The organism is Paenibacillus sp. LjRoot56, assembly GCF_964253335.1.
GTDB lineage: Bacteria > Bacillota > Bacilli > Paenibacillales > NBRC-103111 > Paenibacillus_E > Paenibacillus_E allorhizoplanae.
In genome coordinates this window covers 125,834-140,655 of the sequence record NZ_CAXURV020000003.1, presented here as the reverse complement: position 1 = coordinate 140,655, position 14,822 = coordinate 125,834, and the positions used below count along the sequence as shown (strand labels likewise).

Annotated in this window: 6 protein-coding genes; all 6 read left to right on the top strand. The window is 45.3% G+C overall.

The window, feature by feature from the left end; translation table 11 throughout:
• Window positions 1-11 precede the first annotated feature (11 nt).
• Window positions 12-3,215 (top strand): S-layer homology domain-containing protein, encoded by a 3,204-nt coding sequence (locus tag ACSQ8O_RS19760; protein WP_436243042.1) that lies wholly within the window; start codon window positions 12-14, stop codon window positions 3,213-3,215.
• Between the two features lie 184 nt (window positions 3,216-3,399).
• Window positions 3,400-4,686, top strand: coding sequence for a Gfo/Idh/MocA family oxidoreductase (locus ACSQ8O_RS19755; RefSeq protein WP_436243041.1), 1,287 nt, complete (start codon window positions 3,400-3,402; stop codon window positions 4,684-4,686).
• A gap of 28 nt (window positions 4,687-4,714) precedes the next feature.
• Window positions 4,715-6,691, top strand: coding sequence for an alpha/beta hydrolase family protein (locus ACSQ8O_RS19750; RefSeq protein WP_436243040.1), 1,977 nt, complete (start codon window positions 4,715-4,717; stop codon window positions 6,689-6,691).
• Between the two features lie 109 nt (window positions 6,692-6,800).
• Complete coding sequence (locus tag ACSQ8O_RS19745) at window positions 6,801-8,111, top strand: ABC transporter substrate-binding protein (protein ID WP_436243039.1); 1,311 nt, start codon at window positions 6,801-6,803, stop codon at window positions 8,109-8,111.
• 71 nt (window positions 8,112-8,182) lie between these two features.
• On the top strand, window positions 8,183-12,049 hold the full coding sequence (locus tag ACSQ8O_RS19740) for a hypothetical protein (RefSeq protein ID WP_436243038.1): 3,867 nt from the start codon (window positions 8,183-8,185) through the stop codon (window positions 12,047-12,049).
• 322 nt (window positions 12,050-12,371) lie between these two features.
• A complete protein-coding gene (locus tag ACSQ8O_RS19735) occupies window positions 12,372-14,762 on the top strand; it encodes a hypothetical protein (protein WP_436243037.1) in 2,391 nt (796 codons plus the stop codon).
• Window positions 14,763-14,822: the final 60 nt, after the last annotated feature.

Sequence of the window (14,822 nt, the reverse complement as noted above, 5' to 3'; positions counted from 1 at the left end):
GCATGTATCGAATGAATAAACAACTTGCACTATTCTTATCTCTTTTACTCTTCTGTTACTGCTTAACGCCATTGGCTTATGCGGAGGAGGCAACATCGCAAAATGCAACAACTGCGGCGCCATCTACAGCGACTACACCTGCGAAATCGAATGCAGCAACATCTCCTTCAGCGACAGTTACTTCTGATACGTATATGGCTGACCAGCTCGTAGACTTGAAAAGCAGCTCGAAGGATGACAAGAAAAAGATTACTTCTTTGTTGAAAATGAAAGCAATCGAAACAGCATCTGAAGACTCATTCGGCTCAGAGCAAAAAATTACGCGTGCTCAACTGGCGAAAACCGTCGCCATCGTTTTAGGATTACGTATGGATACCATGATCAAAACTTCGAGTTTTACTGATATAAAATGGAACGATCCTGCGCTTCTTTATATCGAAGCTTTGAAGAACTCCGCTCTTACTTATGATGTAAAAGATACGTATAATCCTGCCGGGCAAGTGACCCGACAAGAACTCGCCATGCTGCTGATCAAGGGACTCGGTTTGGATGAGAAGGCCAAGGTTGAGACGCCTAGTAAAGACGAATCTGTTGACACTGCGTATAAGAGCTATGTTACTTATGCAATTAAACAAAAAATCATGACGAATCTGGCAGATGGTAAATTCGGCGGAAATACCCCAGTTACTAAAAAAGCATTTGCATTAGCAGCTTATGAAGCTCTGCAGCTTCACACGACAACAGCGAAGCCCGCAAAAGTTTCCATTGCTGAAGTCAAAATAATGGGGACAGGCCAAATATCCGTCAGACTTAATCGCGATGTCGATACCAACAAGGCCATCTTGAACATTACGAAATATGGTTCAGATACGGCGATGCCATCGAGTACGGAATGGGCGGATGACAATAGTAACGCCACACTCGAAATGGATACATTAACGTATGGCAAATATATAGTTGAATTATCCGGGTTGGACGCCGGCAGTATGGATAACAATAAAATCGAGTTCATCTCGGAAGTTGGATCTATCCAAAATCTAGAAATTGTTACTTCTACGGAAAAGCTGCCTAAATCAAAGGTAAGGCTCGAATTCAAAGCTACAAATCAGTATGGTGAGGAAGTTATCTTACCAGCAAGCGAATTGAATATCGCAATTGCAGGTCAGAGTCGAAAAGTTGATTTTTATCCTGGTAAAAATGCATTTTCTATTGATTTAAGTAATGAATTACTAGATAGCAAAGTAATAGTTATGCTATTAGAAAAACGCAGCTTCAAGTCAACCAGCAGAACGTTTACCGTTAGTGACTTTCCAATTGTATCGAAGATTGAGGTCGGAGATTTGAAGATCCCCGGTGGACAATTGATTTTTAAAGCTGGTGTTAGAGCTTACCTTCAATTGAAAGCTTTTGATCAAAATGGTTTTCCCGTTACAGACCCCGCTATTTTAAACATGGGAATTCAAAAGACTTTTACAGCAACAGGGAATGTAATTGTTCAATCAGGGGGGAATGATTTCGTCGACTTTGACAATGACGGTTTCCCGGAAATGCAGCTGGAAGCAAGTACGGATTTGGACGGGGACAAGGAAGTCATCGTCAATTTATACAGTGCTGGTGAGCAGGTATCTACAACGATTGCTGTAACTGCATTACGGACACCTGCATCTGTGGTAATAAAGCCTTTAGTAGAACCGGCGGCGGAAGGTGACGGCGAGAAGCTTTTCGGTTTGACCATCAAAGATTCAACGGGTTACGAGTTTACTAACGCTGAAATCGTGGAAGCTGAAACAATGGGCAGGATTTCGGTTTATGCTACAGGCGGCATCGTGTTGGAAGCAGATACACTGACACGTAAAGATCCTGTAACGGGTATAGAAAGACATGTTGCAATTAGATCGACAGACGCACAAATTCGCGTCAAAGAGGTAAAGGCTGCGGGTCCAGTCACCATTAATGTTCGATTGAATGCGCTCAATGAAGTAGTAACGCTTCCCGTCAATATTGAAATGCGCCGCAAGCCCAACTCGCTTAAACTTGATGCTGAGAGTCCCGTGAGCGTTACATTATTTAATGGGATAAAGCCCTCAACGCTAATCAGAATTTATGATCAATACGATATTGAATACAATTCGACCCTAGCTGGTTACAAAATTGAGATGAAACTCGAAAAAATCAGCGGCGATACAGGCGCGATCTCCGGAACGAGTTCTTCAGGAGGCGTGGCACTCTCTGATGCGAATCCGAAATTACTGAGAGAAATTAATCAAATAGCCAATAGAGCTATCACTGTCACTCCTGATGCAACACGGAAGGGAAGTTACCGATTGACTGCTTCATTGGTTCAAGTTGACGATAGTCAGCAAATCATAGAAACGTTGGACTCCCTTTCAGTATCACTGAATGTGGTCGACATCAAAAAAGCGGATCTGGTGTATTCGCTAGACATTGGCGATGGCTTGAGTGCGGCTGGAAAGTTACTCTATGATTGGGGAAACACAAAGAGCGTTACGGATGCAACCTACTTATTCAGCAACCCTAGCTATAATATTCCTGGCAAAGATGTCGTCGTAGTAGCCAAAGATAGCTCAGGTTACAAGGTCTCTTATAACCCCAAGGTTAAGTGGGTAGCCGTTAGCGATCCGACGATTATCGCTTTTAACAAAGATAACTTTAACAAAGGCGCGACACCCAGGTTCATCGGTATAAACGGGGGAAAAACGACTTTGAAGGTTTTCTTCGACACTCCGCTCGGACAGAAAGATCTTAGCATGGAGTACCCGATCGCTGCTGATCCATTGGACGTGTCTGATCTGAAATTTGCTAATGCCACACCTAGAGAAGTCGCAGGTGGCGCCGCATTGGCATTGAACGGTCTCTTTGTATGGGACACGAAGCTGATGGGACAAATTCAAGCCATTACCAATTACGGCAGTTTCGTGAATCAAAATTGCACGGTTAATACGACTACTTGTCTTACAGGGTATCAAGATCAGATCACACCAGTAAATAATATTCTCCAAACCAATATGTGGATCAGCGACATCGTTTACACAGAAACTGATGTGAATAAGCAGGATACGATCTCTATTGGCTCTGATTTCAGAATTTCATATGAGCGAAAAGGTGTTTCGACAAGTAATAACATTAAGCAATTTACAATAAATTTTGCTTCACAGGACCAATACAAAACATACATAATAAGCCTTAAATCTTAAAATAGCGGTCCTGTTGTCCTTGCTGGTTCATACCAGCAGGGACTTCTTTTTTTACATGACTCCTGATGTGCGGCATTTCTCCAACACGCCTTCGACAGGATTGACCTATAATCAAGATCGTATTAACTAATTCTTTGATCTTCGCATCTTTGTATACTTAACCTAAGATTGGAGGGCGAATACTTTGGCAAGAAAAAGATATGTCATCTGCGGCGTCAGTACAAGAGCGAACGGTATGTTCATCAAACACATGCTAGAAACCTTTCAGTCGCATTGTGAAGTTGTTGGATTACTGGACGCAGACCCCGGACGATTTACGAATTGTTTTAAGAAATTCCCAACGTTGAACGGATTGCCGGTTTACCTGCCCGATCAATTCGAACAAATGATCCTGGCAACGAGCCCTGATGTCGTTATTGTCGCAGGCGCGGACCATACCCACGCGGATTACATTGTGAAAGGATTGGAACACCATCTTGATGTCATTTCGGAAAAACCGATGGTCACAAGTGGGGCGGATTGCAAGCGTGTTCTTGATGCGCAGAACAATAGCAGGGGAAAGCTGTATGTGACATTTAATTACCGCTACGCTCCGATTCACACGAGAATTAAGGAGTTGATTCTTGAAGGTAGAGTCGGGAGAGTCACTTCGGTCGATTTAAATTGGTATCTTGATACGTATCATGGTGCCAGTTATTTTAAAAGATGGAATCGTAAACGAGGTAATTCCGGTGGATTATCAGTACATAAAAGCACCCACCATATTGATCTTGTCAATTGGTGGATTGATCAAAAGCCCGTGGAGGCCTTTGCCTACGGAGCATTGAATTATTTCGGTCCAGAGGGCGAGCTCAACCCACGCAAAGAAGATGGCAGGTATTGCGGTACATGCCAAGTCAAACAGAATTGCGCTTATTTCATGCGATGGTCTACTCGGAGCAAAGAGGTTGTGCCTGAAGATGATCATTTGACAAATATGGTTGTTGAACCAGGCAGTAACATAGGCTACCGTGCGGACAGCTGTATATTCGATTCGGACATCGATATTGAGGATACTTATGTCGCAGCCATTAAGTATAACAAGGGTGCTATGATGAGCTATTCCGTTAACTTTTCGCTGCCTTATGAAGGATATCGACTGGCTATTAACGGAACAAAGGGGAGAATTGAAACGCAAGATATCCTCTCCAAGCGGGCAACGAATCAGGTGCCTGAACAAACCATTGATTATTTTCCACTCTTTGGTGGGAAAGAAACGATCCATGTGGTACCTCGGCAAGGCGGGCATGGAGGCGGGGATCCTCTCATTTTGGAAGATTTGTTCTTAGGAGCAGATCCTCTCCGTCCCTATGAGATTATGGCAGGAGCGGAAGCGGGAGCTGCTTCTGTGTTGACAGGCGAAGCCATATGGAAGTCCGTACAAACAGGCATGCCTGTACGTATTGCCGATCTGTTAACTTCATCGAATTAGGTAGTAGGAAAAGGGGGAGCTTAATGCTGTGTATGAGAAATTAGAGAATGTGGGAATCGCCCATTTTGATGTAAAAAGCCAGCTTCCTCGCTGGGTTTACGAATCCGCAATGAGGGCAGCAGAGAAGGGTGTAGAGGCGCGCTCGGCCATTACGAATAAGACAGAACTTAAGCTGAGGCAGCAAGACATCCGTATTGGTATTGAACGCTGCATCGGCGGTATGCCTCCCTCAGATACTCCGTTAAATCCGAAAATTACTGGAACGGTAATAGGGAACGGTTTCCGTGTTGAAAAGATCATTTTCGAACCAAGGCCACATGTCTATGCGACTGCCAATTTATATATACCTGATGGGGTAACAGACCCTCGTGGAGCAGTGCTTCTTCTATGTGGTCATCGCGAACAAGCTAAACATTGTGACGAATATCAAACGGTTTGCCATTATATGGTTCATGCGGGTCTTGTCGTCATGTCGTTAGATCCCGTTGGTCAGGGAGAGCGGTTCGGATTTTATGATCCTGAAACGAAATTGGCCCCGATGACCAGCGTTACTGAGCATGAAAATGTCGGACGGCAGTGTATGCCGTTAGGGGATAGCTTAGCCCGTTACATGCTACATGACGCCGTGAGGGCGATCGATTATTTATGCACCCGGCCGGAGGTTGATCCGAATCGTATAGGTGTGACAGGGCATTCAGGTGGCGGAACGCAGACTTCGCTTGTTATGATGTACGATCATCGTATTGCCGCAGCGGCACCAGGCGGATTTATTATGAACCGACACTACTTTCTGCTGACTGGCAAAGCCCAGGATGCTGAACAGAAATGGCCTGGTTTCTCAGCACTCGGTTTTGACCATGAAGACATTGTTTTGGCGATGGCACCAAAGCCTGTGCGTATTCTTGCTACGACGTATGACTCCGTCCCTATAGAAGGTCCAAGGCATACTGTAGCTATCAACCGGAGATTTTGGGAGATGTACGGCAGAAGTGAAGATCTTGACATTTTCGAGGATGAGAATGTTCATCGTTTTACGATTCCTTTGGCACGTGCGGCGGCACAGTTTTTCTCCAAACATTTGCTTGGACGCACAGTTGAAAATAGTACAGAAGACATTAAATTAATTCCTTCTCAGCAGCTATGGTGCACACAAAGCGGGCAGGTCATCGGTGAGCTTACGCATGCTCAAAGTACACACGGTGAAAATATAGGGCGGCTAGCGATATTTGAGCGATCACGTGAGGCATTGAAGGAAGACGAGCGCAAAAAGCAAGCGATCGAATGGCTTCGAAAACGTGTGTTTTCGGGAAGAGAGCAGTGCGAGCTGAACCCACGTCCTTCTGGTGGAGGAGAAGTAGCGAATATGTGGATAATCCGCAAAATCTGGTGGAGTCAGACAGGATTATTAAATCATGGTTTGCAATTTTTTGATTCGAAGCTTGCGGGTACTAAACTCCCGGTAACTATCGCCATTTGGGATGGCGGATCAAGTCAACTCCAAACGCATGCCAAGTGGATTGAACAAACGACCGCTTCCGGCCGACTGGCGATGGTACTCAATCCAACAGGGATTGGGCCGCTTCTTCCGCATCTGAATTCACCGACGGATAAACCGTTCAAACGATTCGGGATGATGGACAGATATACTGACGAATTGATGTGGTTGGGCGATAGCATGGCCGCACTGCGAACTTATGATGTGTTGCGAGCCGTGGAGCTTGCTTGTGAATCTACCAATATCGATCCTTCGGACATTCGATTGTATGGAAATGGCCGATATGCGATTTACGCCGGATTGGCTGCTTTGCTTGATGAACGAATCCGCCATGTTAGCATGGAAAACCGAATGTCTAGCATCTCTGATTGGATCAAGGAACCTTTTTACGATGAAACGGATTCCTTAAGCTTTATTTTACCCGGCATGCTCCGATACTTTGATCTCTCTGATATGGATAATTGGCTTAACAAAGAAGGCAAACTTACCATCCCTGAACTGAAAGTATGATGAGCCTATATAAATCAAATACCACCCAATGAAAGCGCTGTAATTTTCCATTAAAGTAAGATTAATGAAAGTTACACGCAAGCACAACTCTAAGGAGGTTCAAAGAAGTATGAAAAAGTATCTTAAAGCATCCTTGTTGATCGTGACAGCAATCACTGTAATTGCAGGCTGTGAATCGGAGCCTACAGCACAACAATCTCCGAGTGTAGACACCGCAAAGAAAGCACCAGATAACGAAATTTTCATTTATACGGTGTACCCAGCTTTCTACGCAAAAGAAGAAAATTACGAGAAGCAAATCGGGCAGTACCTGAAGAAAAAGTTTCCTGATCTCTCCTTTAAACATGTTCATTGGGATAATCCTGGCAGACAGTATAAGGATCTGATCGCAGCTGGCACGATTCCCGACATTATTATCGAAAATTCGAGCGGCAACTTTGAAAAGAGCATTATTCAGAATGATCTCCAATACGATATGACTGACTTGATCAAAAAATATAATTTTGATACGACCAAATTAAACCCAGCGGCCATGGCGAAAATGAAAAATAAGACGCCAGAAGGAAAAATATACGGGTTGCCATATCAATTAAGCGATTTCGTGCTTTTCTACAACAAGGATATTTTTGATAAATTCGGAGTTGATTATCCCAAAGATGGCATGACCTATGATGAAGTTTACGAATTGGCTAAAAAACTGACACGTGTAGAAGGCGAAAATACGTATAAGGGCTATCAGCAGCATCCCGGTTTGTATATGACGTATAATCAACTAGGGTTATCACCGTTTAGTTTGACGGAGGACAAGGCCGTACTGGCAACAGATGGATGGAAGAAGGAAGTTGACAACCTAAGACGCTTCTACGAAATTCCAGCCAATCAATTTACTTCCGTTGACGATTTCCCTAAAGGGAAAATGGCGATGAGTGTGCACGTTTCCGAGAAAATTGTGCAGTGGTATGAGCAAAATAAAAACCTGAATTTTGATATCGCCGCCATGCCGTCTTTCTCCGATGCTCCTAATACGAAAGCGCAGCCTAATATGTATGCGGCATTTATTACGAAGCAATCCACGAAGAAGGACCAGGCGTTCCAAGTTATCCAATACATGCTTTCCGAAGAGATGCAGGTCAATTTAGCCAAAGAAGGCATTATCGGCTCGCTGCAAACCCCAGCGGTTCAAGAAGCGTTTGGGAAAAACCTGCCGCAAATGCAGGGTAAACATGTTCAGTCGATCTTCTATGGTCAAAATGCGATGCCTCCAGCAGCACGTGCGAGCGGCTTAACCTATGTTGATGTGCCGCTCCATAATGTATTCTCTCCTTTGATTTTTGGAGAATCCAAAGATTCGATGACCGCGCTGCGGATGATTGAAGAACAAACAACCAAAGGTATTCAAACAGAGAAAGCTAGCAAATAAATGAAGATTGTTGAAACTCCAGTTTGAGGACTGGAGTTTTTTCTTGAAGCTGCGAGGAGGAAGAATCACGAATGATGAACGTATCCCAATTGCAACAAAGATTTACTCAGGCGGATCCGCGTTTCGGACCGGTCCCCTTCTGGTGGTGGAGTGCGGAAGAAGTAACGCCAGAGCGGATTCGCTGGCAGATGAAAAAGTTTCGCGACGGAGGGCTGCGCAACATCGGCATTATTAATTTAGCACCTACAGGACCCCAGTACGGTTCGGTGAGCGATCTTCCAGTGTATGCTAGCGAAGAATGGTGGTCCATGTTCGAAGTAGCCTTGCGTGAAGCGGAGCGATTGGGCATGTTCCTGTGGTTTTACGATCAAATTGGATTCTCTGGATCCAACATGCCGTCTCGTATCGTTACGGAGCAGCCGGATAAGGCTGGATATCAATTATGTCGTTTCACCCCTGGCGAGGAGATGCCCAAATTATCGGAAGTTCTGTACGAGACCAATGAGTATGTTTATGCTGCAGTACGTCAAGGCTTCAATTGGCTCGACCCTCTTGCAACTGGACAATTAATTGACAGGATTCACGGTGAAATGGAGCGACGTTTCCCCAAAGATCTCGGCAGGACGATAGTGGGAAGCTTCCAGGATGAACTTCCCCCGCTTCCACTGTGGACACCTGAGTTGACGTCTCGTTACAAGGAAAGATTTAAGGAAGATTTAACGCCTCTATTACCGGCATTGTTCGACCAACTACCTGGATATGAACAAGTGCGTCGCCGTGTATACCGTCTTGCTGCTGAACTTGCGGAACAATCCTTCTTTATTCCACTCGGCGAATGGCACCGACAGCGCGGAATGCTGATTTGCTGCGATCAGGCAGGACCAGCGAGAAGAGCCGATCCGCATGGGGCACAGCGGCTTTATTTGGATTATTTCAGGACACATCGATGGTATAACGCTTCGGGAAGCGACATGGATGGGGAGATTAAGCCGCATTCGTCAATGACGCATTTGCATGGCGGTTCACGCGTATTCTTAGAAGCCTTCCATTCCAGTGGATGGGGAGGAACATTGGAAGAAACCATGCATTGGTTGATACCCTGGTTTCAAGCGGGAGCAACGGTCTATAGTCCTCATGCCGTATATTATAGCACCAGGGGCGGTTGGTGGGAGTGGGCTCCGCCCGATACCGGATGGCGTCAGCCTTATTTCGAGCATTATCCGGTTTTTGCCGATACAATCAGCCGTGTTTGTTATTTATTGAGCGAGGGTACGCATATCTGCGATGTAGCTGTGCACTATCCGTCTTATGCCATATGTGGACATTTGTCTTTGGCGGATGGGAAACCAAATGAGCATCCGATGGGTGTATCGAACCGTGATCCAAACCCCTCTGTAGCCCATATCCAAAACGTCTATAAGAAATTAACAGGCAGCTGGAGCCGCAGAGATCATAAACAGCCAGGTGCGCTAAGAAAAGCTCAAATGGATTTCGATATTGCGGATGATAGCGCCTTGCAGAAAGCATCATCAGAAAATGGCAAACTTAAAATCGCGGATGAGCGTTTTTCTGTTTTGCTTTTGTGCGGAACAACCGTCATGGAAGAAGAAGCACGCATCCGAACCGAAGCTTGGTTGGACAATGGCGGTTTCGTGATTGCTGTAGCTGTACCCGAAGATGAGCAGGATCTGACTGGCGCTATCTATGTTGATTCAGCAGAAGATGCTGTTGCACTCATGGAAACACGTATTCCGAAAAGGGTGGTGGGTCCGGGTGAATCCTTGCATCGTAGAATCAATGATGCCGATATCTTCTTATTGCTCCCAGAGAACGGCGCTTTGTTAAACATGCATCAACCTGCTTGTCCAGATACCGTTTTACCAGGCACTGCCGTTTACCGATTAAAGACGGATCATGAGCCCCAGCTTTGGGATCCGGTTAATGGATCGATGGAATCGATTCCGTATAAACGAGAAGGCGAATGGATTGAAGTTCACGCACCATTTACTTCATGGCCTGCTGCATTGATCGTATGCACAAAGACGTTAGCAGCTGTTGCAACTACGATAAGTACACCTGAAAACTCCCTAGTTCATCCTTTTCCTGCACGAATCGGTCCGTTGAAAATGTGGGGGAGCAGGTTAAAGTTAGCATCCAACGATTGGCGTATTCAAGTGGTGCCAACCTTAGACAATCGATATGGAGACTTTGATTTGCACGGGGAAAATAAAGGGCTTCTGTCAATCGAACGTCGCATGATGAATGTGCGCGTAGAGACGGAAGAAACAGAGGGGGAACAGGCTGATTGGCATAAACCGGGGTTAGATGAATCCAATTGGCTGCCGAGATTATGGAGCGAGTCCGCTTATTGGCAGGTTTGCTATGGAGAAGTGTACGACGAACTACGTTCAGTTCAGAAGGTATACAGCAACGTGTTTGGCGATCTATCCATGCGTTCTTGGGCGGGGAGAATGGGGCGGGTTCCTCGGCGATTTCTGAATCTAGGTGTATTGAAAAAAAGAGAGTATGTTTGGGCAAAGACATGTGTGATCGCGCCATCGGAAGGACGCTATTGGATTCGATCGGAAAGTAACTCCAACATCACGGGACGTGTCAATGATATAGAGATTATTTGGAGCGGGGGGCCCGAGGAGCAGACGGCATGGATTGAATTGAAGGAAGGGAGCAATGAGCTGCTTCTAAGGGCTCAAGCTATTGGCAACGGTGTCATAAGGGCAAGCATTGAAGTTAACACGATCGCGCGTCAGCCGCTTCCGAAATGGCTATTTACCCAGAATCCTAACTTACAATCTAGTTTGATAAATTGCATCGAAAGTAGGCATGATCAATCCTTCCGGCGGGTTCGAATCGTGTTTGCAGCTCGAGGGAGAGCTGTGCTTTATGTGAACGGAGTCAATGTGACAGAGCACGGGGATTTCAATCCTTATATCAGACAAGGTCAGGAAGAAGTCGATGTAACGGCTCTGTGGCAATTGGGCAGGAATGAAATCAGAGTTGCTTTGCCCGAAGGGAAAGGAGAAGTGTTTGTTGACGGTGTCATCGAACTGCAGAATGGTGAATTAGTCTCTTTCTTTACCGGGGATCATTGGGCCGACGAACAAGGTGGTGTTCCGGGTATCCATCATTTCTCTGTTCTTCAATTTGCTGAAACGGAGTCACTATGGATTTCCCCGAGACCTCATCCGCTTCCGATGGTAGGCTGGCTTATGCCTGAATCCGTTCCTGAGCAGATACCGCTTCCTTTCTCTTCGGATCCCTCAAGTAACGGAAAGCCTGTTTGGCTGCGTTTTCCGCTGCCCGTAGGAGCGAATAGCATGCGGATCGAATGCGTAGGGGAGAAGCGTGTCTGGATTAACGGTTCAGAAGTCGAAGTAAACGGAAGCCATATAGCGTTTAAGGCACAGCAAGCTGGTTCCTTGGCAGCAGTTAGAATAAACCCTGATGGACCATTCACGGAAGCTGCCGTTCTTCTGGCGCCAATCCGCTTCGAGACTGAACCTGTGCAAGGAATTTTAGGTGATTGGCGAACTTCGCTTTGTCTGCCACATCATAGCGGAGCAGTGGAATACGAAACGGAAATTGAGAGTTCCGCTCTCGTCGATGCCGAACTTGATTTAGGACATGTCAGAGGAACCGCAGAAGTTTGGGCGGACGACGTGCCATTAGGCGTAAGGCTATGGAGGCCATATCGGTTCAAACTGCCAATCCAACCTGCTGGCAAACATCGGCTGAGAATCAGAGTGACGAACACACTTGGTACTCACTACGAAATCGGAAAGCCAACAAGTCTGGTAGGAGGGAATCCTGACATCACCTACTGGAACCGAGAGCGGAGCGAGGAAGAAGCAGGTTGGCAGGAATGGTTCCCTACGGGGGGATTATATGGGCCTGTCGAGATCATCTTCGCAGACGAATAGGCCAGATTGACTTGGATATTTGATGATTTATGGTAAAGACAATAAAGCCGGTATTACGTAAGTTAACGTGTACCGGCTTATTTGTAAAAGAGTAAACAACCTATAATCATGGAATTAATGCCCTATGAAGGTGGTGTTATTTTAGGATACATTTTAGACAAAACATCGAAAAAATTGCCATAGGAATCTTTCACTTACATGAAAATGCAAGCGCTACCAAAAATGCTGTCGAGAAAGGGGGAATTATTGGAATTCATATATCGTGCAACTCACTTGAAGGTTTGACTAAAACCTATTTTTTCACATTCGGAGGTGTATAAATTTGCGTAATCAGTTACAACGAATCCTTTGCTTAACACTGTTATTGATCGTGCTTATAGGAGGCGGAATGCCAGGGTACTCCGTTCCTACAGTTGCAGCAGACTCAGTAGTTGCTCCTACAACTTTATTGGACAAAGATTTCTCAAACGCGGCAGAAGGACAATCGGCGGCGCAGCTTGGGTTCGATTATTCCACACTTCCTTCTGGTGCCACGAGCAGCGCAGTCGTTGAGGTTGAGCCCGTAACCAGCCAAAAAGCGATGCATCTTAAGGTAAACGGTGCAGGTACTAGCCAGTTCCTGATCAATAAAACGTTTAGCGAATCCAAAAACGGTACCGTTACAGCAGAAATAACTTTTCTGCAGCCAGGTACTTCCAAAGCCAAAGATCAACTTATTTACCTCACGAATGGGGCAGGCACTAAATCGCTGGTCATTGCGGGATTGGACCCTTCGAAAGGTGTGGTTTACTGGCCTGATACAGCGCCAGTCGATCTGAAAACAGCCTATCAATTAAATACCTGGCACACCATTAAAGTTGAACTTAATACATTGACGAAGCGATTTAACATGTGGTTTGACGGGACGCTTATTTCAGCTAGAAAAAATACAAACGATGCCATTGATGTTAAAAAGATATCCATCGGCACCCCGGCAGGCAATGGCGAGCTTTATGTACGAAGCATCAAAGTAACGCATACAGTCCCGAATTATTTACCTGCAAAGCCTACAATCGCTTATTGGGTTGGGCGGGATAAATCCATTGCGATGTGGATTGAACCGGATGCTTGGGCTTCTAAGTATAGTATTAAAATAAAGGAGAAAGCGGAAGATCCGTGGTATACGACAGCCACTTACACGTCTATTCCAACGTCAATTCCACCTTATGCGTCTCCTTCAGCGAGTAAAATTTGGGATCCTGTGACCAATACGGCTGTTGCTTTAACCAATGGTATGACATACATCGTAGGTGTAGCGGTTATTACCAGAGATGAAACAGCAAAAATTGATTATGAGGGTGAGATTTCCGAATTTACGGCAACCCCCTATGCGGTCACACCGATCGAAACACCTGACACGAACGTGATTGGTACCGTTACGGCATACAACAATTATAACGCGAACAGGTGGTCGATCAATTCCGGACTTCATGTGGGTGAAGAGCCTTTTGCAGACCGAACGGCTGTCCTCAAGATAACCACGATTCCCGATAAATACATCAACATGGACTGGATCAAAACGCATGCAGACACTATGAAATATACGGGAGCAGCAACGGGGATGCAGATTGCTACTTTCCCTGTTCGCGATAGAGCATCGGTTTTCGTGGCTATGGACCAAAGAGAAACACCGCCAGAATGGCTATCGTCTTCATCAGGATGGATAGATACCGGCGATACCATACAATTAGCCGATACAGCACTGACGTATTCATTTAAAATTTACGAAAAGAAATTTGCCTCCGGTGAAACGGTTACGATGGGCCTCAATCAGGCAACCGATTATAATGCAGGCAAAAACGCAGGTTACTTCGTAATGGCTGAGCGGGTTCCGACCGGATTGAAAGCGGATCCATTTGTAAATTGGACGAATAGTTCCACTTACACATTGAACGGTTCTTTAAAAGAAGCTGGTGTTACTTTGGCAGTCTATAACAATCAATCGCTTGTTCAGGAAAGTGTGATTGCACAAACGGAATTTTCTTTGGATGTTGCGCTGACCCCTGGTGTTAATCACATTGAATTAATCGCAAGAAGAGCTGGCAGTTCTTACTCTGATCACATTTCTGGAATTGTTCATCTAGATTCGGATGCTCCTGATCTACAAATGGTTGTTCCACCAACAAGTGTCAAAGACTTTCTGTTCAATGTGCAAGGAAGTGTTGATGAGGAATCGCAAATAACGATCAAGAACAATGGAACTTCCGTTGCAGATTCCGTCTACACGCCAAGTAACACGCCATTTACCTATCCAGTGCAGTTGGCAGAAGGATTGAACCAGATTGAGATCTCCGCAATGGACGCTGCCGGTAATGAGAGTAAGAAAAGTTTCGCGATCGAATACACGTTCTGGGCAGGGAAGCCTGAATTTTACAATTTAAACGAAATTCAGATCACAACGTTAGTCTCATCAACAGATATGATTGCGCAGAAGCAAATCACAAATACTACGCAGAATCCGAAGTCAATTACCCTGTTTGTCGTAATGCTTGATTCGAACAAGAAAATGGTGGATTTTTCGACACTAATTGAAGAATTGGGTCCTGGGGAAACGAAAACGTTGAGCACCGGTTTTTTACTTCCTACAAATGTGAGCGGCTACAGTTTAAAAGCATTTATATGGGACAGCTTGGATGGGATGAAGCCGTTATCGGATGAATCGATCATTCAATAGCATACGGAGCATTGCGGTGAAGCAAGCTTTGTAAAAAGTAAAACTCTAAGGAGGTTAAAC

What these genes read in the sequence shown, in the direction of transcription:
- ACSQ8O_RS19760 (WP_436243042.1), top strand. Translation starts at nt 12, where the DNA reads ATGAATAAACAACTTGCACTATTCTTATCTCTTTTACTCTTCTGTTAC.
- ACSQ8O_RS19740 (WP_436243038.1), top strand. Translation starts at nt 8,183, where the DNA reads ATGATGAACGTATCCCAATTGCAACAAAGATTTACTCAGGCGGATCCG.
- ACSQ8O_RS19745 (WP_436243039.1), top strand. Translation starts at nt 6,801, where the DNA reads ATGAAAAAGTATCTTAAAGCATCCTTGTTGATCGTGACAGCAATCACT.